At 53.1% G+C, this 22,838-nt stretch carries 24 protein-coding genes; 20 read left to right on the top strand and 4 right to left on the bottom strand.

Translation table 11 applies throughout. The annotated features are described in order from the left end of the window. Positions 1-71: 71 nt before the first annotated feature. Together rgy and E3E36_RS09480 are read right to left on the bottom strand one after the other, a co-directional pair. The gene (gene rgy, locus E3E36_RS09485) at positions 72-3,755 is read right to left on the bottom strand and encodes a reverse gyrase (protein ID WP_167895166.1); all 3,684 of its coding nucleotides are present in this window, start codon (positions 3,753-3,755) and stop codon (positions 72-74) included. Positions 3,756-3,807: 52 nt separating this feature from the next. Then, on the bottom strand, positions 3,808-4,338 hold the full coding sequence (locus E3E36_RS09480) for an SWIM zinc finger domain-containing protein (RefSeq protein ID WP_167895383.1): 531 nt from the start codon (positions 4,336-4,338) through the stop codon (positions 3,808-3,810). A gap of 93 nt (positions 4,339-4,431) precedes the next feature. On the opposite strand from E3E36_RS09480, the gene E3E36_RS09475 reads away from it, so the two are divergent. Continuing rightward, complete coding sequence (locus tag E3E36_RS09475) at positions 4,432-4,665, top strand: amidohydrolase (RefSeq protein ID WP_167895382.1); 234 nt, start codon at positions 4,432-4,434, stop codon at positions 4,663-4,665. On the opposite strand, the gene E3E36_RS09470 is transcribed toward E3E36_RS09475, so the two are convergent. Continuing rightward, entirely contained in the window at positions 4,666-5,970 is a 1,305-nt protein-coding gene (locus E3E36_RS09470) for a DUF4139 domain-containing protein (protein WP_167895165.1), read from the bottom strand. It abuts the gene before it with no gap. 146 nt (positions 5,971-6,116) lie between these two features. Here E3E36_RS09470 and E3E36_RS09465 point away from each other — a divergent pair, with 146 nt between their 5' ends. The 19 genes from E3E36_RS09465 (at position 6,117) to E3E36_RS09375 (ending at position 22,449) form a co-directional block, all read left to right on the top strand. Continuing rightward, positions 6,117-6,815: an acetate--CoA ligase family protein gene (locus tag E3E36_RS09465; RefSeq protein WP_167895164.1), complete on the top strand. Its 699-nt coding sequence runs from the start codon at positions 6,117-6,119 to the stop codon at positions 6,813-6,815. Between the two features lie 148 nt (positions 6,816-6,963). Beyond that, positions 6,964-7,722: a CRISPR-associated endoribonuclease Cas6 gene (gene cas6, locus E3E36_RS09460; protein ID WP_167895163.1), complete on the top strand. Its 759-nt coding sequence runs from the start codon at positions 6,964-6,966 to the stop codon at positions 7,720-7,722. After that, the gene (cas3, locus tag E3E36_RS09455) at positions 7,682-9,967 is read left to right on the top strand and encodes a CRISPR-associated helicase Cas3' (protein ID WP_167895162.1); all 2,286 of its coding nucleotides are present in this window, start codon (positions 7,682-7,684) and stop codon (positions 9,965-9,967) included. Before cas6 (E3E36_RS09460) ends, cas3 (E3E36_RS09455) begins: the two co-directional genes overlap by 41 nt. Then, positions 9,936-10,967 carry a hypothetical protein gene (locus E3E36_RS09450; protein ID WP_167895161.1) on the top strand — a complete coding sequence of 344 codons (1,032 nt, stop codon included), beginning with the start codon at positions 9,936-9,938 and terminating at the stop codon, positions 10,965-10,967. Before cas3 (E3E36_RS09455) ends, E3E36_RS09450 begins: the two co-directional genes overlap by 32 nt. Further along, positions 10,951-11,280, top strand: a complete 330-nt coding sequence (locus E3E36_RS09445; protein WP_167895160.1) for a hypothetical protein — start codon at positions 10,951-10,953, stop codon at positions 11,278-11,280. The genes E3E36_RS09450 and E3E36_RS09445 overlap by 17 nt, the downstream gene beginning before the upstream one ends. Then, complete coding sequence (locus tag E3E36_RS09440) at positions 11,273-12,226, top strand: DevR family CRISPR-associated autoregulator (protein WP_167895159.1); 954 nt, start codon at positions 11,273-11,275, stop codon at positions 12,224-12,226. The genes E3E36_RS09445 and E3E36_RS09440 overlap by 8 nt, the downstream gene beginning before the upstream one ends. Next, positions 12,227-12,898: a CRISPR-associated protein Cas5 gene (gene cas5, locus E3E36_RS09435; protein WP_167895158.1), complete on the top strand. Its 672-nt coding sequence runs from the start codon at positions 12,227-12,229 to the stop codon at positions 12,896-12,898. Between the two features lie 113 nt (positions 12,899-13,011). Beyond that, on the top strand, positions 13,012-13,524 hold the full coding sequence (gene cas4 / locus E3E36_RS09430; protein WP_167895157.1) for a CRISPR-associated protein Cas4: 513 nt from the start codon (positions 13,012-13,014) through the stop codon (positions 13,522-13,524). Positions 13,525-13,534: 10 nt separating this feature from the next. Then, positions 13,535-13,702, top strand: a complete 168-nt coding sequence (locus tag E3E36_RS09425) for a hypothetical protein (RefSeq protein WP_167895156.1) — start codon at positions 13,535-13,537, stop codon at positions 13,700-13,702. Continuing rightward, positions 13,699-14,679: a type I-B CRISPR-associated endonuclease Cas1b gene (gene cas1b / locus E3E36_RS09420; RefSeq protein WP_167895155.1), complete on the top strand. Its 981-nt coding sequence runs from the start codon at positions 13,699-13,701 to the stop codon at positions 14,677-14,679. The genes E3E36_RS09425 and cas1b overlap by 4 nt, the downstream gene beginning before the upstream one ends. 201 nt (positions 14,680-14,880) lie before the next feature. Beyond that, on the top strand, positions 14,881-15,228 hold the full coding sequence (gene csa5 / locus E3E36_RS09415) for a type I-A CRISPR-associated protein Csa5 (RefSeq protein ID WP_167895154.1): 348 nt from the start codon (positions 14,881-14,883) through the stop codon (positions 15,226-15,228). After that, a complete protein-coding gene (gene cas7a / locus E3E36_RS09410) occupies positions 15,228-16,175 on the top strand; it encodes a type I-A CRISPR-associated protein Cas7/Csa2 (protein ID WP_167895153.1) in 948 nt (315 codons plus the stop codon). Before csa5 ends, cas7a begins: the two co-directional genes overlap by 1 nt. A 1-nt stretch (position 16,176) precedes the next feature. Then, positions 16,177-16,920: a type I-A CRISPR-associated protein Cas5a gene (gene cas5a / locus E3E36_RS09405; RefSeq protein ID WP_342764402.1), complete on the top strand. Its 744-nt coding sequence runs from the start codon at positions 16,177-16,179 to the stop codon at positions 16,918-16,920. Further along, positions 16,910-18,148, top strand: coding sequence for a type I-A CRISPR-associated protein Cas8a2/Csx9 (cas8a2, locus tag E3E36_RS09400; protein WP_167895151.1), 1,239 nt, complete (start codon positions 16,910-16,912; stop codon positions 18,146-18,148). The genes cas5a and cas8a2 overlap by 11 nt, the downstream gene beginning before the upstream one ends. Beyond that, the gene (gene cas3 / locus E3E36_RS09395; protein WP_167895150.1) at positions 18,145-19,713 is read left to right on the top strand and encodes a CRISPR-associated helicase Cas3'; all 1,569 of its coding nucleotides are present in this window, start codon (positions 18,145-18,147) and stop codon (positions 19,711-19,713) included. Before cas8a2 ends, cas3 (E3E36_RS09395) begins: the two co-directional genes overlap by 4 nt. Next, the gene (locus E3E36_RS09390; protein ID WP_167895149.1) at positions 19,710-20,375 is read left to right on the top strand and encodes a CRISPR-associated endonuclease Cas3''; all 666 of its coding nucleotides are present in this window, start codon (positions 19,710-19,712) and stop codon (positions 20,373-20,375) included. The genes cas3 (E3E36_RS09395) and E3E36_RS09390 overlap by 4 nt, the downstream gene beginning before the upstream one ends. Then, a complete protein-coding gene (csa3, locus tag E3E36_RS09385) occupies positions 20,344-21,021 on the top strand; it encodes a CRISPR-associated CARF protein Csa3 (RefSeq protein ID WP_167895148.1) in 678 nt (225 codons plus the stop codon). The genes E3E36_RS09390 and csa3 overlap by 32 nt, the downstream gene beginning before the upstream one ends. Then, positions 21,011-21,784 (top strand): CRISPR-associated endoribonuclease Cas6, encoded by a 774-nt coding sequence (gene cas6, locus E3E36_RS09380; protein WP_167895147.1) that lies wholly within the window; start codon positions 21,011-21,013, stop codon positions 21,782-21,784. The genes csa3 and cas6 (E3E36_RS09380) overlap by 11 nt, the downstream gene beginning before the upstream one ends. Continuing rightward, positions 21,784-22,449: a PD-(D/E)XK nuclease family protein gene (locus E3E36_RS09375; RefSeq protein WP_167895146.1), complete on the top strand. Its 666-nt coding sequence runs from the start codon at positions 21,784-21,786 to the stop codon at positions 22,447-22,449. Before cas6 (E3E36_RS09380) ends, E3E36_RS09375 begins: the two co-directional genes overlap by 1 nt. On the opposite strand, the gene cas2 is transcribed toward E3E36_RS09375, so the two are convergent. Next, positions 22,442-22,699 (bottom strand): CRISPR-associated endonuclease Cas2, encoded by a 258-nt coding sequence (gene cas2 / locus E3E36_RS09370; RefSeq protein ID WP_167895145.1) that lies wholly within the window; start codon positions 22,697-22,699, stop codon positions 22,442-22,444. The genes E3E36_RS09375 and cas2 overlap by 8 nt on opposite strands. Positions 22,700-22,838 lie beyond the last annotated feature (139 nt).

Below are 22,838 nucleotides of genomic sequence, written 5' to 3'. Positions count from 1 at the left end.
AAAGTGATATCAATGTAACCTTTCGAACGTGTAATCCGCGGCATCTGTCACTTAGGCCGGGAGATGGAGGGTCAGGAGACTGTTTGCCATGCCCTGAGGTGCCGGCGTATTTCCCCGTAAAGCGCCTCCAGCACCTTCTGATAGTCTGCCTTATTCTCCTCAACTCTGTCCATCAGCTCTTCGAGCTCCCTGGTCTTCTCCTCGCTGACGAGTTCCTTATATTTACTTATGAGATAGTGGTAGACCTTAATGCCCTGCTCGGTCGGCACCAGTTTTTTTCTGCCGCGGGTCTCAATGACGTAGTAGCGCCTTATCAGGGTTTCGACTATCTTTGCGTAGGTTGACGGCCTTCCTATCTTGTGCTCCTTCATGAGCGCTATTATGTCGCCCTGCGTGTAGAGCGAAACCTTCGGGGCCTTCCACTTCTTGGCCTCCACGACCTTGAGCCTGGCTCCCTCCTCAAGCCTTGGCAGCTGCCTGAACGGCGGAGAGCGGAGCCTTGTCCAGCCGTCCTCGATGACCTCGATGTAACCTTCTATCTCGGCCTTTCCAACGCCGGCGTTTATCGTTGCCCTCTCGAAGAGGATCCTCGCGGCCCTCATCTGGCTCGTCATGAACTTTTTGAATATCATATCGTAGAGACGGTAGTGGTTCCTCGTGAGGTTCTTAGGGAGCTGGATTATGCCGTCGCGGACGAGCTGCATCAGCCTGCCGGTGTCTATCGGCCTCGTCGGCCTTATAGCCTCGTGGGTTCCCTCCTCACCCCAGGGCCTGGGCTTGAAATACTCCTCTCCGACCTCCTGGGTTATGTATTCCTTAGCTATCTCTATTCCTGTGTTGCTGACGTGCGTTGAGTCAGTGCGGTGGTAGGTGATGAGACCCATCTCGAACAGGTCCTGAGCTAAGCGCATAGTCTCAGGCGCTGAGAGCTTGAGGAAGGTTGAAGCGTCCTTCAGCATGGCATCGGTGGTGTAAGGTGGACTGGGGTTCAGCTCCCTCTCCTCAAGCTCGACCTTCTCAACCGTTACGAACTCCGGAGGCTCCACGTTCTTTCCGTCCTTGCCAACCTCAACGGTGACCTGGAGGCCGTTTTCGAGGGTCAATCCGAGGAAGTAGGTCTCGCTCTCGCTGAACTCTTTGTACCTCTCGATTATCCAGCCAAGGACAGGGGTCTGCACCCTGCCAGCGGAGAGGTTGCGGTTTTCAAAAACTCTCTGAAGCTCCTGACTCAGCTCGAAGCCTATCCACCTGTCCTCTATCCTGCGCACGAGCTGGGCGTTAACGCGGCCTTCATTGACGTCCCTTGCCTCTTCAATGGCGCGCATTATTGCTGGCCTAGTAACCTCGTGGAACTCTATGCGCTTGATGTTTGGTGTGTATGGTGAGAGGACGTTCCTTATGTCCCAGGCTATCTTCTCACCTTCGGTGTCGGGGTCAGTCGCGATGAGTATCTCATCTACCTCTTGGGCTATCTCGCGCATGGCATTGACGTTCTCCAGGGCGTCGCGCACGTTGGTCGACCCGCACCGCGGGCAGACGCCTTTCTCTTCCCAGTCAACGAACTGGTGGCCACAATCCCTGCAGCGCTTTATCGTATCGTAGACAGGAATAAACTTAATCATACCTTCTTCCTCGTCGATCAGAACCCCATGATACCCTTCGTTGGTCACGAGATCAAACATGTGCCCTCCGCTCGCCAGGATCGTCAGCATCTTGTTCCCTATGCTGACCTCGTATGCAACGAGATCGCCTATGCGCCTCTTGCTCGGCTGTCCGAAGAAGTTCGCTATCGTCCGGGCTTTGTTGGGGCTCTCGACTATCATGAGGGCAGATTTGACGAGGTCTTTGACCTTGGCGCTTATTTTGCCCTCCATCACCAGCCGGACCTTCTCCCTGTCCTCGTCTATCTGCTTTAGAATTTCATTGAGGTTCAGCTCCTCAAAGGGCACCATCTTGAACTCCGTGAAGCGCCACCGCATCTGCCTTACCAGGCCGTTGAAGACCTTCTCGTTGTCCACTATGAGAACGCTGAGACCTTTGGTGATCCCGCCGGCAAACAGGCGGCTCGTCCTCCCGGTCGCCTGTATGTAGGTTCTAACATCTGGAATCTCGATGTACCACTTTCCGCCCTCCTCCCTGAGGCTTATGAAGGGATCCTCAGCGAGTCTCCTCAGAACATCCCTGTCCTTCAGAACCCTCCTGAGGAACTCCACCAGCTCCCGGAAGACCCCCAGAACATGGTTGTGAAAGCCGCTCTCTATAGGGAGCCCCTCGGCCAGAGCCTCCTCTATCTTGAGAAGCTCGAACTGGGGTATGTTCCTGATGAGCTTTCTCAGCCGGGCGTGGAGCTTCTCGGCGGTTTTCCTGTCCTCGTCGCTCAGGAACTCCATTATCTCGCTGAGAAGGCCAAGGGCGCGGTATATCGTCGGTCTCTCAAGATCTATGGAAAAGCGGAACTTTGGAACACCGGTAAAGACCGCGTAGCGTATGAGGTGCGGTAGATCAAGCCCCCTGACGAGGGAGCCGTAGTAGGTGGCCGAGCCGACCAGATAATCGGCCTCACCGTTTTCAAACCTCTCTATGGCCTTTTTGTTCTTCGAGCTGACGAGCTCGACCCTGAACCCCCTCTCGCGGAGGTAGTTCACCAGCTCCTCGGCGTAGCCGAGCCCCTGGTCGATTGGGGTGAAGATTATGCCTCCCTTCCCGAGCATGGTGAGGAGCTCTTCCACGTGCTCCTTGACGTCTTTCGTAGGCTTGAGATAGCTGTCAACGACGTTCCTCAGCGCGCTCCTCCCAGAGCCGACTTCGAACCCGAGGAGCTCGCGGTAGAGCTTTATCCTGTCCCCGCGAGCCGAGCCGGTGGCGGAGGCTATAATCATTATGCCTACCGGGTTGTTCCTCTTGAACTCCTCAATCTCCTGCTGGAGCTTTGAAATTTCCTCGTTTAGCTCCTTCAGTCTCTCCCCCCTGTCCTGGGCGCGGCCGTTCAGGTATTTCGCCATGCTCTTCTTGAGACGTATTATCTCCCAGGCTTTGTTTATGACCTCCTCAGTAAAGCCAAGGAGAAGGAGGGAGCGGTCTATGTTCTTGCTCGCTTTAAGGAACGCGTCAACATCGTCCACGAAGATGAAGTCAAAGCGCCTTCCCCTGAGAACCTCGTCGTACTTCCTCGCCAGCCACTGGGCGCTGGTTACAAGGATATTGTAATCCTCGCCCTGTATCTTGGCAAGCATCTCCTCCTTCTCCTTTTTGCGGAGGTTGCCGTGGTAGTAGGCGAGGTTAACCTCGACTCCGGCCCTCTCTGCTATGGCCCTGATCTTCCTAACGGTCTGGATGACAAGCGGTGTTGTTGGGACGACTATGTAGCTCTTCTTCCCTTTAGTGGCGTGCCACACTGCCATGAAGGCCCCGAAAGTGCTCTTGCCCATTCCGGTCGGGGCTATGATGGAGAAGCTCCTGCCCTTGAGAAGGCGCTTGACCCACGTCCTCTGGGCGCTCCAGAAGGTGAAGCCTGTGGCCCTCTCGAAGAACTCCTCTACTTCACGGACTCCCCTCTCAAGCTTGTATATCCTCTCCCACTCCCTAAGCGTGCCCCTGAGCTGAAGCGCACTTCTAACGGCAGTAACAAGGTCAAAATAAGAATCAGCGTGAACGGGACCGTCAAGGCACACGCCGCAAGGGTTTTTAAGGTAGAGCCTCTCATCGGAGATTTTACCGAGGCAGTTCGGGCACATCTCCCGATAGATCGCCTTCATTTTCCCACCCTCTAAGTTCCAATTTAGTGTTTGGGGGATTTATAAGGCTTTTTTAGAGAGCCGTCTCAAGCTCCCTCAGCTCGTCCTCAAGCTTTAGGGAAAGTTCGTAGTCCTCAAAAACGTGCCTGTACTCCTCAGCGACCTCCTCCAGGACGTGAAGGGCCTCCCGCTTTCCGGTTATTTCGACGAGCTTCAGGGCCCTCCTGAAGATCCTCGCCACTTCGCTCCCGCTCTCGTCAGTGCTCAGGGCGAAGCGGAGCTCCTTCAGCGTGACGTCGAGGGCCAGCTCCGGAACTTCGGCCAGAAACTCCATCGCAACTGCCTCGGGGAAGAGCTCGGCGTGCTTATCGAAGGTCTCAAAGTAGAAACCGCTCTCGTGGGCCTTCATAACGGCCGCAACGTGCTTACAGTCTCCTCCAAGCGGGCAGGTGCAGCGGTTTTCGCCGGTCTGCAGGTTCAGCTCGACGTAGTACGGGTAAGTCCCGAGGACTTTGGAGAAGAGCCTGTCCCCGTACTTGACGACCCAGAGAACCTTCCCGGATTTGTAGTACCTCTCGCCCTTCCTGAGGGTCTTTGCGTCCATGGCTCTCACTGTGGGAGCTTACTCCGGGCCCGCTTTAAGCCTTTCGGGCGAAAGCGTTTTATCGCCTTTCGCGTACCATAATCGGTGGTGATCATGGACGTTTTCGAGCTTGCGCGCAGGTACCACGACGAGCTCGGCATAAAGGAGCCGAGCATGGCCACGATGGCCGCCGAGTTCTTTGACGATCTCGGCCTCAGGGTGGCGGAGTTCCTGGAGGAAGAAGGGTACGCGGTGATCGGCACGAAGTTTGTTGACTACGACAAGAGCCTTGTGCTCGACGTAACAAAGGGAGAAAAGAGGTTCGAGATAACGCTCAGGAAGAGCTGATCACCAGCGGTTCTCGTAGTCGAAGACTATCTCCTTCTTTTCCCCTGGTTCCAGGGTGACACTGAACTCCACGTAGGTCTGAGTCTCGTTGATAGGCTGGAGGCTCGAACTCAGCAGCTTACCCCACTTGTAGTGTCTAACTATCACGGTCTTGGTCGTGTCCCCGAAGTTTTCGAGGGTTACCTTGATCTTGTAGTATGCGTAGCCCTCGCCGTTCTTCTGCTCAAGCACCGTCGTGGTGCCCTTGAGGTCGTAGTCCCTTCCAACGCCTATCCTCAGGGCATCACCCTTGGGGGTGTGCTCTATCATGTTCTCTCCTATCAGTAACGCTCCGTCATCCGTCTCCCTGTATATCTCAACTATTCCAGCGGGAAGGACTTTGTCCGTCTTGAAGGATATCGACTCGTAAACTGCACCCTCGCCGCTGTAGGGCCGGCTCTCGTAGAGGTACTCCCTCTCAAAGGGGACCTCCATCGTTAGGTAAGGATACATCATGGTGCTCGACGGGTTGAGGTCGACGATGCCGAGCTTGTAGAGGTAGAACGCCTCGACCTTCTCCGGCTCGCCCACCTGGACGGTCTCCACACCGGCGTCCGCCTTCGTGTAGAGCACGCGGGGCTGTGGAAGTGCTTGGTAGAGCTGAACGTCGCCTGCAACCAGGAGAACCTTCGCACCTTTGAACTCCTGGGCGGTGGGGTTGTTAAGCACTATGTAGCCGTAGAGCTTTGCTTTATCGCCTATGTAGAGCTTGTATCTGCTCTCCCAGCTCATGTTGGCGACGCGATAGGTCACGCTCACGTTGTACTTCCCGGCCTTGTCCGCCTGAAGGACCGCGTAAACGCTCGCCTCCCCTTCGAGGTTCTTGGCCTTGAAGTAGGCCACCTCGTTCGGGTTGATGAGGTAGTAGCCGTCGCCCTCTATGGCAATCTTCCCGTTCTTGAAGCCGAGGAACTTTCCGCTTACGGTTTCACTGTTCCTGAGCTTCACCTCCACTTCACTCCCAATGTTCGCGGAGTAAACGTCGCCGTTTGAGCCCCTGCTGAAGACCCCGAGAACCTGAACTTCCTCATCCAGGGGCCTTATCGTTACCTCGGCTATGTTCAGCCCTGCCAGCTCATTGAGGGGAACCTCGTTCAGGCCCTCTTCAAGCTCGACCTCCTTGATTTCTTCTATGACACCAATCCTAGCAGAGTTGTACAGGACAACCGTGGTATCGCTCGCTGCTGCCTTCTCTCCCTGGAATGAAAACACCGCAAAGAGTAGCAGCATAATGCCGCCAACAGCTATAACAGCCTTCTTCTTCATAAAGAATCACCCATATTACTTAGGGTGAAGGGGTATTTATACCCCTGTCATCGCTTCAAACGGGGCTGAAACGAAAGGTTGGCAAATGGAAACCCTTTTAACTCCCCTCTCGGATTGAGAACTGTCAAGCTGATGAGGTGATTGATATGGACAGGATTGAAAAGGCTAGGGCAATCATTGAGAAGGCCAAGGCCGAAAACAGGCCGCTCGTCGAGCCGGAGGCGAAGGAGATACTCAAGCTCTACGGCGTCCCGGTTCCGGACTTCAAGGTCGCCACCAACGAGGAGGAGGCCGTCCAGTTCGCCCGTGAAATCGGCTACCCGGTCGTCATGAAGATCGTTTCTCCGCAGATCATCCACAAGAGCGACGCCGGCGGTGTCAAGGTCAACATCAAGAACGACGATGAAGCCAGGCAGGCATTCAAGACCATCATGGAGAACGCCAGGAACTACAAGCCGGACGCCGACCTCTGGGGCGTCATCGTCTACAAGATGCTCCCGCTCGGCAAGGAGGTCATCGTTGGTATGATCCGCGACCCGCAGTTCGGTCCGGCCATCATGTTCGGTCTCGGTGGAATCTTCGTCGAGATTCTCAAGGACGTCAGCTTCCGCGTTGCCCCGATAACCAAGGACGAGGCCCTCGACATGATCAAGGAGATCAAGGCCTACCCGATCCTCGCCGGAGCGCGCGGTGAGAAGCCCGTCAACATCGAGGCCCTCGCCGAGATAATCACCAAGGTCGGCGAGCTCGCCCTCGAGCTTCCGGAGATCAAGGAGCTCGACATCAACCCCATCTTCGCCTATGAGGACAGCGCCGTTGCCGTCGACGCGAGGATGCTTCTCTGAACTTCTCTTACTTACTCTTTCCATCATTACTCAACCTTCTTTTCTAAGTTTGCACTTTCAGAAGGATTTTTGAATACTCTTCTCAAGAGAAAGAGTTATAAACCATAAAGGCAATACATAATGTAACGTCCCGGTATGGGGTGGTACCGTGCGCTTTGCAATAAGACTCCGTCCGGAGAATGAGCCGTTCCGGATACCCTTCAACCACCAGCACAAGCTCCAAGGTTTGATATACAGGCGCATCCAGCGCGTGAACCCTGACCTCAGCCTACATCTCCACGCCCCCAAGGTTCCGAAGCTGTTCACGTATTCTCTTTTCATGGCAGAAAGGCGCGAGCTGGCTGAGGACAAGAGCTCTCTGCTCGGCTACAGGCGAGGCTTTTTCTACTTCTCGACGCCCATCGCCGAGATTGCTGAAGCCTTCATCGGCGGCCTGCTCCAGAATCCCGAGGTAGAACTCTGGGGCGAGAAGTTTACGGTCGAGGAAGTCCAAGCTCTCGCCGAGCCGCGAAGGCTGAGTGGAAAGAAGTTCGTGACCCTCTCACCGATAGCCGTGACAACCAAGAGGGTCCAGTTCGGAAAGCCGAGAACCTACGACCTCAGTCCAGCAGAGCCGGAGTTCTACGAGCTGATCAAAGAGAACCTGCGCGAGAAGTATGTTATCCTGCACGGAAGCGAGCCGCCGGAAGAGTTCGAGATGAAGGTCCTCAACGCCAAGCCCAAGCGCTTCGAGGTCAAGCCTGGAATATTCCAGATCGCGTGGCATCTCGTCTTCAGGACCTACGGCGACGAGGGTCTGCTGAAGGTTGGCTACCAGGCCGGGTTTGGGGAGAAGAACTCCATCGGGTTTGGGATGGTGAAGGTCGATGGACGTAAGAGGGGACTTTCGAAAGGCAACAGGGTTTAATCCTTACACCTTCCAACTGGAGGCAATGGAGAGCCTAATCGAGGGAAGCTCCCTTATAGTCCGTGCTCCCACCGGCTCAGGAAAAAGTGAGATGGTCCTCATCCCCTTCATTTTCGAAACCAACGAGAACCTGCCCTCTCAAATGATTTACTCACTTCCCAACAGAACACTCGTGGAGAGCATAGGGGAGAGAGCGAGGCACTATGCTTCCTACAAGAAGCTTCGAGTGGCAGTTCACCATGGCAAAAGGCCCGAGAGCCAGCTCTTTGAGGAAGACGTGATTGTCGCAACCATTGATCAAACAGCTGGGGCTTACCTAAGCGTTCCCCTGAGCATGCCAAAAAGATGGGGAAACATATTCCTAGGGACAGCGGGTTCTGCGATGCTTGTTTTTGATGAGGTTCACACCCTTCACCCGGAGAAGGGCCTTCTGACTTCAGTCGCTATGAGCATTGAGAGTGCAAAGTTAGGTATTCCATTTGTTATGATGTCAGCAACCCTACCTCGAAACTTTATGGAGCGAGTGAAAGCTTTAGCCGAGAAAAAGGGTGGGAAAGTTGAGATAATAGAGGTAGAGGATGAACAGGAAGTAAAATCAAGGGCAAGAAGGAAAGTCGGACTCAATACGGAGCCACTGTTCAATGGCACTTCCCTCACAGTAAAAGAAATAGAAAGACAAGCGGAGGACGTTGATAAGCTCATTGTCGTCGTTAATACGGTCGGGAAAGCCCAGCAACTTTATCGGGAATTGAAGGCCAACGCTGACAGACCGGTAGTTTTAATTCACTCTCGCTTCCTTGAGGAAGATAGGTCTCAGAAGGAGGCAAAAGTCAGGGAAATCTTTGGAAAGGGAAGCTCCGCTAATGAGGCTATACTGATATCAACACAGGTTATTGAAGTAGGAATGGATATATCTTCAGCGAAACTCCTGACTGAGATTTCTCCTGTTGATTCTCTCATCCAGAGAGCTGGAAGAGTTGCTAGGTGGGGAGGTAAAGGTGAGATTGTCATATATAACGTCGGGAAAAAAGCAGGAAATCCCTACGTCCCTTACTCTAAGGAACTCGTTGAATCCACTATCGATGCTCTAAAGGGTGTTGAACTACTTGATTGGCAAACAGAGATAGAACTTGTTGAGAAAGTTCTCTCAAAACCATTTGAGAGCTATCTAGACCCGTACAAATTTTATGAGCGGTTGGGAGGCCTTGCAAGGGCAGTTTATGAAGGTAAAAGATCCTATGTCGAAGAGAACGTTAGAGAGGCGTATTCAGTTGATATTGCCATCCACGATGACGTAAGTAATCTGAATCCTGACGATGCCTGGAAGCTCAAGCGTGTTAGAGTTGATTTTAGGGTTCTTAGGGGTAAGTTTGACCTAATCCAAGAAGCTGGAGGAAAGGTGTACCTTGTTGAGGAGAACTTTATTCTAGATGAGTACTCAAGTAGGTATACCTTAACCCAAATATCCAGGAAGGATGACATTCAACCCTTCGAGTTCTATATCATCGAGGGCCTCAGTTATTCCCCGGAGTTAGGGCTACTCTTTGATAGAAGTGGAGATATTAAGAGGTTTGAGTTCGAGGAGAAAGACAATGCGACCAATGTAATGGGAGAGAGCAGAATGAAAAAGGAAAGCTGGGTAGAACACTCGAGAAAAACACTCGATGTTCTAAGAGTGTATATGCTTCCACGCTATGACTATCCAATTGGAGCATTTGCCAAGTATTTTGGCATTTCTAAGAAAGAGCTAATTAACTGGATAGAGCTGAGTGTCGCTTTACACGATCTTGGAAAGTTGAACATATACTGGCAGAAAAAAGCCAGCTGGAGACCCGGAGAAGAGCCAATAGCCCACGGATTTGAGAAGAAAGGCAAGTTACCGCCCCATGCAACGGTCTCGGCTAAGGCCCTTGAAAGATACTTAGGAGAATACTTTGAAGACCGAGGACTTGCTAAGGTTTTCTACCTTGCTATAGCCCATCACCACTCTCCTTGGTCTTCAAAGTTCCAGAAGTTCAAATTAATTCCCAATGTGGTGGATTACATTTTGCAAGTTTGTCCTCTAGAAGATATTGAAACCTCTATCATTCACAGCCATCCAGCCGGTTCTTTAGGATTCAACTATCTGAATGTTGCTGAGGAGAATGAATATTACCGGCTTTATGGGTTAGTTTCAAAGCTTCTCCGCATCTCTGATAGACTGGCTACAGGTGGTGAGTCGTATGAATCGATATTTAGTTCCTAAGACTGGATGGCAGTTTCTTGACTTAGCGAAGGCCTATGGACTCGGCATAGTAGTCCATACACTGTCCAAAGAAGCAATCATTGCTGATACAGGGAGCTATTATGAGATACGAAGCAAGAATGAGCCAGACTTTTCAGAGCTTCCAAAAATTAGAGGTTACTTAGGGGAGGACATTGATGAATGGGGCAATGTCTTAGCTACTTTGAGTAAAGCCAGAATTAAAACACTAAGGAGGGATATGGTAGAATTCTTTACCAACGAGGATAACATAAAACAGGTTCTCAGACTTAAACTCAACGGAAAATCAGTTACACTTCCCCAATCCCTTGAACTTGGGGCAAGTAAAGGCATTAGAAAAGCAGTTCTTAGCTCATACTCGGAGAGTCAAGTAAAGATACCTGCTGAAGAGTTCTATCTCGCTGTGTTGGGGGCAATAAATATCTCTGTCTGGAAAGGTTCAAAGGACTATTTGGTAGCTGTTTATCCTCTTCCATTGGATACCAGAGTTGAGGACGTTTATACGATAAAACACAGGCTGAAGGAATCAGTCAAAGGCTTCCATAGAGCAGGCTATTTCTCCACAGTCGCGAGAATTGCAGTTAGGCTCGTAAAAGAAGAAAAAGAGCTAATGCGTGGCGGTTCTTTTCTACCCAAAATTGGGGGAATCCTCTATGGTGTCATGATGAGGACCGGGAATCAACCTAAGCCCTTTACCTCTGGTCTATTTCCGTTGGATTTTCTCCACTCCCTTGTTGAGACGCTCGAAGGTGAGGAGGCCATTGACAAGTGGATTGAGATTCTTGATAGAACTTCCTACATCAAGGGCTACGAAGATATTGCCATGGCGTTATCTACGTTCATAGCTGAACCAACTTTGGAGAACTACTACTCCTACATCCGGCTTCACTTGAGAAACGAGTTGAGGTCGAACTCAATAAAATTCGGTTCTTATGACGCGGATTCCCTTTTGGAGGTGCTGAAGAATGTCGAAGTTAGCTGAGCTGTTTGAGAACGAAGCAGTCAAGGACTTTGGAGTAGCACTTAGAAAAGCCCTGAGAATCGGGGAAGACTACTCCTCTCTAGTCGAACTGGAATATGCCGAAACCAAGGAGCAGTTCGCAGAAGTGATAAAGCGCTTCCTCAGGAGGTATGAAACTCTGGCAAAGAAAGGCTACAAAGGCAAGCAACTGAAAAGGCCAAAGGAAGAGAGCCTTGTTGAACTAATGAGGTTAGTGGATGAACACGGCGTCAAGCTCGTTCGTTCTGCACTCATAAGCTATGCCCTTGTTAAAGGAGGTGAGGAGAATGAGTGAAGAAAAGGGAAAGGTTTTTGAGATTGCCATACTCGGTAGGGCCCTTTGGGAGCTCCACAGCCTCAACAACGAGGGAAACGTCGGAAACGTTGTTGAGCCGAGAAGCGTCAAGATAATAGATCCGAACACCGGAAAAGCAGTAACTACCGACGGCATCTCAGGGGAAATGCTCAAGCACATACACGCTGAGCTGATGTGGCTTCTTGATGACAAAAGCCATCTATGTGAGGCCTGTAGAACGCTCCATCCAGAGAGGTTTAACTACGTCGTCTCGAAGAACAGGAACAAGTTCGAAAGCCCAGCTTACGTTATAGGAGAAGCCGTCAAGACTTGCGACATTTGTGATGTTCATGGTTTTATGGTCGAAAAGCCAACGGTTTCAAGGAAGTCCACCGTTGAGTTCGGCTGGGCTCTGGGAATCCCAGAGGTTTACAGAGACATACACCTTCATGCGAGACACGCTTTGGGCGAGAAAGGCAAGAGACAGGAGAGTGAAGAAGGCAGAGAAGGTGGAACCCAGATGATATACCACAGACCAACGAGAACTGGCAGGTATGCGATAGTTACCGTCTTCCAGCCTTGGCGCATAGGTCTTAACGAGGCAAAGCAGGACGTGTATACCTACGATGGAAAGCGCAGAAAGGAACGTTATCAGCTTGCACTTAAGGCATATCAGCTTATGTTCACAAGGCCTGAGGGAGCCATGACAACTACGAGGTTGCCTCACGTCGTTGATTTCGAGGGTGTGATAGTTTACTCGACCAAGCCAATGCCAGTACCTATAATCTCACCGCTGAAGGATAACTACATCAGCGAGATTGAGAAGATCGCGAACGCCTTGGATAGTATTCAGGTTGTGAAGTTTAAGGGTGTAGCGGACTTCGTGGAGAAGCTTAGGACATTGATGAGTGCAGAGCCGTACCAAATGGAATTTGGGGGAGAGTGAATGAGGTGGCTTAAGCTAGTCGTCCACTTTCCCTCCTTTTACTCATACAGGATTCCAGAATACTCGTCCCAGTACGCACTAGCACTACCGCTGATAGCTCCATCCACTATAAAGCTGGCAATAGTCTCAATGGCTATAAGGATGAGTGGAAAAGTTAGTGAGGGAAAGAGGATATTTGGTTATATCAGAGACGCAAAGGTCGGAATTAAGCCCCCAAAGGAGATAGCCATCAACAGTGTCTTCGTGAAGAGACTCAAGAAAAAGAAAGACCAGAGCGGCTTCCAGCAGAGTTTTGGCGTCAGAGAATACGCCCACTTCTCTGGAGACGTAGAGGTTTACATGGGACTGCCAGATGACGTTCCGGAGGAAGTAAAGCACTACGCAAAGCATATAAGATACTTCGGCACGAGCGATTCATTGGCATACGTGAAACGCGTTGAATGGGTTAACGAACCTCCCCAAAGAATAGTATTCCCAGTTGGGATTTCTGAGATTCCTTCAGGTTCGTACATCTACCCTGTGAAGGACTTCTCACCAAAGGCAACCTTTGAACAGATCAACCCATATTCCCCAAAAAGCCCTGGAAAGCCATACGAGACGAAATACTACCCCCTAAGACTCTCCAAAAGGCCGGTAGAGGGTAGTAATTGGAAGGTTCTTTTCGTTTCTTAAATTTTACATGCTTGCTGGAGTATTGAGGTGATTACAAATGAAACTGCAATCAGCGTTACAAGTTGTTTGTTACAAACAAATTTGTAATAAACTGTCCGGCTGGAGGTTCGCCCGTGCTCCCTGAATATCCCCACGACGAACTCCTCACCCGTGGCACCGAGATAAACTACCTCTTCATCTGCCCCACAAAGCTCTGGTACTTCGCCAAGGGCATCACCATGGAGCAGGAGAGCGAATGGGTTGACCTTGGTAAATTCCTCCATGAGCGACGCTATGGAAGCGAGGAGAAGGAAGTTCAGATTGGGAGCATAAAGATAGACTTCATCCGCAGGGGCGACACCATAGAAGTTCATGAGGTCAAAAAGAGCAAATCCATGGAAAAGGCTCACGAGATGCAGGCGCTGTACTACCTTTATTACCTCAAGCAGCACGGCATCAAAGCGAAGGCGGTTCTCCACTACCCGCAACTTAGGGAGACGAAGGAGGTTACACTCGACGGCCGCGAGGAAGAAGTCGAGACGGCCATCAGAGATGTCGAGCGGATAAAATCACTCCCCACCCCACCCGAGCCGGTTAAGACGAAGAAGTGCAAAAAGTGCGCCTACTACGAGCTGTGCTGGGTGTGAGGTGATAGTTGTGAGGAGGAAAACGTTGAGATTGGGGAAGAGCCTATCCCCTGAAGACATTGAGCGATCCATACTTGAGGGCTTCGACGAATGCGTTGGGGACTTTGAGGGGATCTCAAAAAATCAATCCAAGAAGAGGGGCAAATCTAAGATCACTCACAATGGTGAAAGCAAATGAGAAAGCGCTCCATCACCCTGCTCTCCGATGGGACCCTCTTCCGGAGGGAGAACACCCTCTACTTTGAGAGCGGGGGCGAGAAAAGGCCCTTCGCCGTTGAGGGCATCTACGACATCTACATCTACGGCCACGTGAACATAACATCCCAGGCGCTGCATTTCCTCGCTCAGAAAGGAATAGCCGTTCACTTCTTCAACCACTACGGCTACTACGACGGGAGCTTTTACCCGAAGGAGAAGCTTCACTCCGGCGACCTGGTTATCAGACAGGCCGAGCACTACCTCGACGAGGAGAAGAGGCTTAAGCTGGCGAAGCTCTTCGTCATCGGTAGTGCCAGGAACATGGCGCGCAACCTGAAGCGCTGGAAGGTCGAGGGAGACTTCCCCAAGCTGTTGTCCGAACTCTTGGAGGAGCTGGAAGAGGCCAGGAAGATAACCGACGTCATGAACGTCGAGGCGAGGATAAGGCAGGAGTACTACGCCCGCTGGGACGAACACCTGCCCGATGGCTTCAAAATAGTGAAGCGCACGAGGAGACCGCCTCAAAACGAGATGAACGCACTGATAAACTTCCTGAACTCAAGGCTCTACGCAACCATAGTGAGCGAGCTCTACAACACCCAGTTAGTTCCAACCGTAAGCTACCTTCATGAACCTGGGGAACGGCGCTTTTCACTGGCACTCGACCTGAGCGAGATATTCAAGCCGGCGATAGTTGACAGGATAGCCAGCCGTCTCATCAAGCAGGGAATCATCAGGAAGGAACACTTCCGGAAGGAGCTGAACGGCATCCTGCTCACCAAGGATGGCATGAGGAAAGTCGTGGAGGTTTACAACAAGGAGGTGAGAACGAGCGTGAGACATCCGAAGCTGAAGAAGAACGTAACAAAGCAGCGTTTGATCAGGCTCGAGGCGTACAAGCTGATAAGACATCTCGTGGGCATTGCTGAATACGAGCCGCTGGTAGCGTGGTTCTGAGGTGTTTAATTATGACCAAACATATCCGGAAAGTGTTTCGGAAGGGCAGGAACGGCGCTCAGGAGAGAAATCTTATCCCTCTTTTCAGTCGGCTTCACTTTATGTTTAATTTTTTCTAAACATTTTGAAGTTCCTATTAAACAAAAACTAAATGCAAACCTTATATAGAAGTAACATCCTTACTGATAGTGAGGTGGTTCCATGTCCGAGTACGAGGGAATAGTGAAAATGCTGAGGTTCTTCGTACAGACGAAGAACTTCAGCTACGTGGACAGGATTGGGAACGCCCTGAATCCCGAACCAGTGGAGGTAACGCTCCACGAGGCTCTAAGAGCCTTCAGGTCAATACGAGAGAGCGCCTTTGTGGAAGATAACGGTAGAAGGTACGTGGAAAAGGACGGGAAGAAGATTCCAGTTCCGGGCATACCCCCTGAGGAGGAAGTTAAGGCCTTTCTCGACGCCGTTCGCTCTGATATTGGGGTTGCAAAGCGCGTTGCGACCCTGGCCCTTGCGTATCCCTCAAAGAAGGAATCTGGAGGTGATGAGTGATGTTCTTGAGCGTCGGTGTTAGGTTTGAGGCCAACGTTGAGGCCCTGAACATGGTCGAGACCGCAGGCAACTACAGCAAGCACAGGCGCGTCCCGTACCTCGTTGAGGAGGACGGGAAGCTCAAGACCGTCTACGTCCCGGCACTGAGCGGTGAGAGCCTTGCTCACGCGTACCAGGAGCACCTCGTGAGAGAGGCCTTGTCCCTCAACCTCCCTGTGTGCGACGACTGCAGGAGGAACGAGTTCTACAAGTCCATGAACAAGGTTCACCTCAAGAAGAAAGTGAACCCAATCCCAGATGACCCGAAGAAGATTGAAGTGGCAATAGTACAATCCTGTGTCATTGAGGACGTTGGAGGTTTCCTGTACGCAGAGAAACCACCTGTCAGGAGAAGCTCCGCCTTCCAGGTCAGCTACGCGCTCCCAGTTAAGTCGGTGGCCCTGTTCGCAACCTCAGAGCCCCAGCTCCACGCGAGGCATGCCCAGATGGACTCCTCAAGCAAGAAGGGCAACGCCTCGGAGCAGATGATTTACTACGTCGAGACAGGCACGGCACTCTACGGCTTCACCTTCAACCTCGACCTCAACGCCATAGGTGTCAGTGCCATAACCTCCGAACCAATACTCAACGAGAACGAAATAAAAGCCAGGCGCGAAGCCGCTTTGAAGGCCCTGTTCAGAATGCTCTCCTCTGCTCAGTTCGGTGCCAAGCTGTCCCGCTTCTTCCCAGTTGGCGGTATAACAGAGGTGGCAGTGGCCGTCACGGAGCACCCCTTCGTCGTCACCTCGCCGATTTACGACGACTACATTGCCAGAACGGAGAGGAGGCTAAAAGTGCTTGAGGGCCTCGGAGAGAAGTACCTCTTCACCGTCGCCACGGGCGAGAAGGTCCCCGAGGAGGCCCTGAAGGAGGCAATGGACTATCTCAAAGAACAGGGAGCCTTCTGAGGTGGTTCCCTTGACTTTCTTTTTGAAGGTCACGATGAGGCCAACGGGAATAATAGCCCTCCGCGCCCTCCCGCAGAGCAAGATGAGAACCGCGCTACGCTACGTTCCCCCAACGACCCTAATCGGGGCTATAGCGTACCCGCTTTTCCACATTGGGGGCAGTCGGGCCGAGACAGTCTACGACAGAAGAACGTTCAGGAGCACCGTGGGAGAGGTTCTGGGACTCTTTGACTGGGTGACCGTGAAAACCTCCGGAAAGCCAAGGCTCTACGGGGCACTGCTGAAGATTAACACCGTCTACCGCGGAAAGGTGCAGAGTGCGGTCACCTCGTTCCCCTTCGCCGTGATGTACGGTACGAACGACGCCACCATAACCGCGGTCTACATCATCAACGAGGAGGCACTTGCGGAGAGCACTTACCGCCTGGAAGACATCGAGAGGGCCGCGTGGGGGATAACGAGGCTCGGCTCACGGGAATCCGTCGTTAGCGTGGAGAGCGTTGAGACGGGTCGTGCTGATGTAATCGAAGTTGAGACCGCGGAGACTTCCTATGCGTTCCCGTTCAAGGGGCTTGAGGTCAGCGGTAAGGGCACGCTCCAGTCGGTGGTGGACTGGCGCTCCGGAATCAGGGACTACTCACAGGCAAGGAGAATGGTGATGTTCTACCCGGAAGGGAGCGTCAGGGTTCGGGGACAGCTTAGGGTTGCGAGAGTAGGTGGGGAGGTGATCGTCCTTGCTCCTTGAAGCGCTGGCCAAGTACCCCTACGATGGCCTCACGAGGGAACTGCTCTCGCTTGGAATGTCCTGGGTGGTCATGAACTCGGGGCTTGAACCCGACGCCGAAGAGCTGGCAGATTCCATCGAGGGTGCCCTCCGCTCCCTCAGAGATAGGGCCAAGGCGCACACTTCCAAGATGGGCAGGAACGACAGGAGTTCCTTTGACAAGGTCCTGAAGGCGTGGTTCAACAGGAGCGCTCCCGAAACGTACGGCGAGCTGTTCGAGCTGATTATTGAGGAAACCGTGAAGCTTCTTAGGAAAGGCACCATCAACCCGAAGGAATCCCTGACGACAGTTCGGGTGGACAAGGACGGAACGTACCTTGGCGTTGAGTACGATGGCGAAACGTCAAAACTGCCGGGAAAAAAGCCCAAGGCGGACCATTACGCAATACTGCCGGCCATAATCAAGCAACCCGAATACTACGAGCGCCAGAGCGGTTTCTTAACCCCGACCACGGGTCAGAAAGCCCAGATACGCCTCGATCCCCTGTGGTTCTCCCTCGTTGCGTTAGGGTTCTTCACAGGGTTCGCAGGATTCATTGGAGGCAAGTACTACCTCATGACAAAGCCTGGAATAGAGGGCCTCTGGCCCTATGAGGTCGAGGACGTCATTGTAAAAGGTCTGCTCCCTCTAACCGAGGCAGGAATCTCGGATAGAGTCTCCCTGAGCACTGAGGAGCTCTACGAGATGAAGCTGGCGATGAAACTTGCAGAGGAGGACAGAACCCTGCCCGATGGAGTTTATCCCGTTACCCTGCACCTGATTAGCCTTGAAGGACAGGTGTACACGGAACTCAAGACCCTCCAGCTCGACCTGTCGGGTCTCAGCAGGTACCTGAACGCCTACGTGGAGCGCATAAGGGCCCTGAGCGCCAGCGGACTTCAGATGACAGTGGGGCTGAAGGAAGGGAAAGCCACAGTTCACAAATACCCCCTGTGGGCGCTTGTGGACATCGCCGAGAAGGAACTTGGCAGGGGCGTGAACGGCGACGGGGAGATGCTGGCTTATATCTTCGTCAAGGACCTTTACCGGGCCATTAACAGCGGGGATAGGAGGCTCATCGAGGATTCCGTCTTCAGGCTCTTCCGCCAGGGGAGGGCGTTGCTTGAGGGAAGCGGGCGCGCGAGCGGCGAGCTGAGGAAGGTGCTGAAGGCCTTCATGTGGCGGGAACACCTGGGGGTGCTCCTGTGAGAGCTTATACGGAAGCCGTCGAAAGGCTCGCGGGGGTAAAGGGCTTTAGGCCAGAGAAAAGGCCCCTCCTTGAGGAGGCGTTTGGTTTTTTAACATCCTCTTCCAAGCCTTTTCTCATCCTCAACGCCCCAACCGGCTATGGCAAAACGCTCCTGAGCTTTGCCCTTGCCCTGCACTCGCTGGATGACGCTTCCCTATTTGACAGGGTCATTCACGTCCTTCCGATGAGGTCAATCATAGAGGACGTTCAGCGGACGGCAGAGGAGGCGTTTGGGTTCTCGAGGACCAAGATGATGGGGTCGAGTGGCGAGTTCATGCACCTCTTTCCCCTCAACGTGACCACCGCTGACACCTTCACGTGGGATCTGCTGAAGCTCAACACCAAGAAAAGGCACAGCGTGAAGGCGGGAAAGGAGTTTGGCTACGATTACCTGACCCAGGCTTCAATCCTCACATCACTCGTCATCTTTGACGAGGCCCACTTCCTCCTTGAGGACGAATCCATGGCCACAGCCTTCGACGCTGTGATTGAGTTCCTAACTTCCCAGGGAGTCCCCATTGTGGTGATGACTGCTACTCTCTCCCGCGGCCACGTCAAGTTCTTCGAGCGGTACGCGATGAAAAACAGATACGATTTCAAAGTCCTCTCACCCGATGAGGACGACCCCTTCGTGAGGAGGGAGCTCAAAAAGGACATCACGATTGAACTCGGGAAGGGAGACCCGCTGAGCTTCGTTGAACCCGGAAAGAGAAACGCCGTCATAGTGAACACCGTGGAGCGGGCCGTCGAGCTGTACAACAGGGCCATCTCAGACACCCACCTTGGATTTGAGCGCGACAGGGTAATCCTAATCCACGGAAGAATGACTCCAAGTCACAAGAGGAGCATCATTACCCGTCTCCAGAGGCTAAAAAAGGAGGATTTTCTTCTAATAGGGACGCAGGCGGTTGAAGCAGGAGTAGATTTCTCGGCAGATGTTATGACAACCGACAGGGCGCCCATTAATTCCCTCCTTCAGAGATTTGGAAGGCTCGCCCGCCACGCTGGAGATAGAGCCGGCAAAGCAATAGTGATGGAGGATGCTCCGGTAGGCCCATACCAGCCAGAAAAAGTGGAGAGGACGTTGACCCTGATCAAGGAGCGCGATATTCACCCGCGCGTCCCTTCAACGTATGCGGAGATGGTGACGGAAGTTCACGGGTTGAGCGCCAGTTCCGTTAAAAAGCTCGTTAATCAGGGCTTGAAGGGAAAACTCCTCCGGCTCATGGGCGACCCGTCCAAGAGGGCCCCCCATGTTCTCGGAGAAGTTGAACGGCTCGTGGCCAAAGGCACTCCAATCATGAGGGGCTTTCTGGTTCCACTCTCGGTCGGAAGCGAGATGGTGCTCGTAAGCCCAAAGAAGCTCTTTGAGCTTTACTCCAGGGGACTCGTCGATGTAAGGGGCGTTGGATTTGAACTCCAGGAACTTGGAGACGCGTACCGTGTTGCAAAGGCAATTGCACTCGGTGATGACGTCGAGGTAATTTACACCGGGGACTACGACAGGGAGCGTGGTATCGTATGATCCCCTGTGCCTACTTCAGCAACGGAAAGTGCGTCGAAACGATGGAGGCTCACGTAAAGCGGGGCCTTGAGCTGATCGAGGGACTCTACATCAAGAGGGACTACACCGCACTGCTGGGGAAGCTTCTCGACGTCAAACCAGAGGTTGCAGGGGACATTCTGCGGAAAGCCTACGTCCTCCACGACGTCGGCAAGTGCCTTGAGACGTTCCAGACGAGGCGCGGGAGCTTCGGTTACCACGAGTTCTACTCCTACCTGATGGCGAAGGAGATCCTGCGGGAATTTGGGGCCGCCGGCCAAGTTGCTTCGGTTGCGGTCCTGCTCCATCACCACGATTGGATACGGAAAACCCTCGTCAAAAAGCCTTCGAGCCTGAGGCTGGTTGAGGAGTGCCCCCCGCTGATAAGGAAGCTCTCAGGCCTTACAATCCCAAAGGAGATACCATGGAGTGAACCCATCGAGGAATATCTCAGCGTCGAGATAATCCTCCGGAAGAATCTCCGGGCAGTTTACGCACTTCTCCTGCCAATAGTGATGGCGGATAACTACTCTGCGGCCTGCAACAGAGGGGGAGCGGGAAGTGCGCTTGGAAAGGAAATCCTGGAGACCCTGGAGGTAAGGGGGTGGGACCTTGCTGGTTGTCTTTCCGGTGGGCTTCGATGAAAAGTTCATAGTCCGAGCGCTGATGAGAAAAAGGGAGGAGGTAGATGGCCTCGAGCACGGGGACAAGCTGGTGGCAATTTTGCCCGAGGGCTATGAGAGGGAGCAGAGAACCATCAATGCACTGGAGGCCATAGAGAGCATAGCCTCTCCGATAGTAGGAAAAGGAAACATTGTACGTCTGGAAGTCTCCCTGAACGGCGAGGAGATAGTGCTGGCGATAAAGAGGGGAATCGAAGACCATCTAACGCGGGACAGGATTGTCCTCGCAGTTCTGTCGGGGGGAATGAGACCGCTCCTCGTCGGAACAATGCTGGCACTCCTCGGCTTAAAGGAAGCCAGAGTCATCGTCGAAAGCGACTTTGAAAACCTCTCGGGCCATATCTCCCTCGAACTTGGACCCTTCCTCGCCCCACAAAGCAGAAGGTGGAAGCTGATACTCTGTGGCCTCGGCGAGGGGAAGAGCGTCAGGACCATAGCAGAAGAGCTTGGTGTTTCACCCGCGACGATAAGCAACGAGCTGAAGAAGATGAGCGAATACCACTTGATAAAGGACGAACGGCCTGACGGGCGGGCTCCGAGGTACCACATCACTAGAGCTGGCAAAACGTACCTGAGGTTGATGGGGGGTGAGTGCGATGAGACTTGAACTCCTCCTGAGCTTTGAGGAACCCTTTACGATTCCCTACAACTACCCCCACCCGCTCTACTCCTTTCTCGTTCGCGCGATAGAGCTGGGAGACCCGATAATAGCGAGGCGCATACACGACAACAGGAAAGACATCAAGTTCGTGGCATCACGCATCATTCCCCTCGGGGACACGCGAACGACTGTGGAGGGCCTGGAGGTGGAGTCGGGTGAGGTCAAGCTCTTCGTTGGCTCGCCGGCGTGGCCCGTCCTTGAGGCACTCGTGAACGGGCTTGCCCTCGGCGCAGGGAGGCTCCACCTCAGTGGGAGGCGGCTTATATGGGCCGATTCAAAGCCACGGGAAATACCCACCAGGCTCTCCGGCAGGAAACTCCGGACGCTCTCACCTGTGAATGTCTACCACAACAGCCCACCCAACGGGTTCAGGAGTTGGGACCTCTCGCCGGTGGGCCAGTCGAACAGTCCCTTCGAGGACGAGCCCGCCCTGTGGAAGGAACTGGTTTTCAGGAACCTCCGCGAGAAGTACCTCATGGTTCACGGGGAGCTGTTCGAGGGGGACTTTGGGATTGAAGTTTTCCCAAAAAGCGCGAGGAGCAAGATGTTCAGAATCAAACGCGATGATAAAACCGGGAAGTATACAAAGGTCCGCGCCTGGCATTTTGAGTTCAGAATGTGGGGAGATGAAGAGCTCCTCCGCGTTGCCTGGGATATGGGGCTCGGAATGAGGAATCCCCATGGCTTTGGAATGGTAGAGGTGAGATGATGGAACACCCGAAGGAGATTCTTGACTTCAACCGCCAGATTGAGAACGCGATAGCCGGGAAAACCCCCGAGAAGAAGATATGGGTGACGTCGCTGAGTTTTTGCCTCCGGAAGGCGGCGCTCTCGATATACCTCGGGACCTTCAAGTACGAGAGAACGGGAGAGATGCTCGTGGGGACAGTGCTCCACAGGTGGCTCGGGGAGACCCTTGAAGGAGAGGACGTTAAGTTCGAAGTCCCTGTTGAGTATCCGCTCGGGAACGGCTGGAAGCTGGTGGGAAAGGTGGACGCCCTTAAAGGCGGCTATCCCATCGAGTTCAAGTTCAGGGGCTTTGACTCCGGAGACGAAAACGGCCCGAGGAGCCTTGATGAAATGGAAGAGGCCCCAAAGCTCGCGAGGGAGCAACTGAACGCGTATCTCAACATGCTTGACAGGGAGGTTGGCTACGTCTACGTGTTTGACCGCAACGGGCTGCAGTTTAAAGTATTCCCCGTGGAGCGGGACAGGGAGGCGTTTGAAAAGTTCCTGGGGAGGGCAAGGGTGGTGATAAGTGGAGTCCAGGCCCTGGAGTCGGGCAACTTTCCCTCCTGGATAAAGTCGAGGTTTAAGAACGAATGCGAGGGGTGCATCTTCAGGCCGATTTGCACCGCCGTTGAGTCTAAATGACGTCCCCCATCGGGTTCTTCTCCGTGCCGAGGACATCGCGGAGGGGCTGGGAGCGGAGGCGGTAGATTACAACGGAGTCCTCACCCTCGTCTATTATCCCCTTCAGCCCGGCCTTAATCCTCTCGTACTCCGCCTTCGTAACCTCGCCCTCGAAGACGCTGTTCTGAACCCAGTGAAGGTGCTGGCGGAGGAACTTCTTCACGTGATTGACGCGCCTCACGTTCACGTCGTAGACCACGATGATGTACATGGCACCACCTTTTTGAATTTGGGATCTCTGGATTTAACGTTTGTGGCGTATCACGCCTGGAACGCTTTATTCTTTGAAACGGGTCGTTGAAGGGACCAGAACCTCAAATAAGCCCTCCCCCGTGCTCTGGAAATCGATT

The sequence above is a fragment of the Thermococcus sp. M36 genome (assembly GCF_012027355.1).
Taxonomy (GTDB): Archaea; Methanobacteriota_B; Thermococci; order Thermococcales; family Thermococcaceae; genus Thermococcus.
This window is presented reverse-complemented; position numbering and strand designations above follow the sequence as displayed.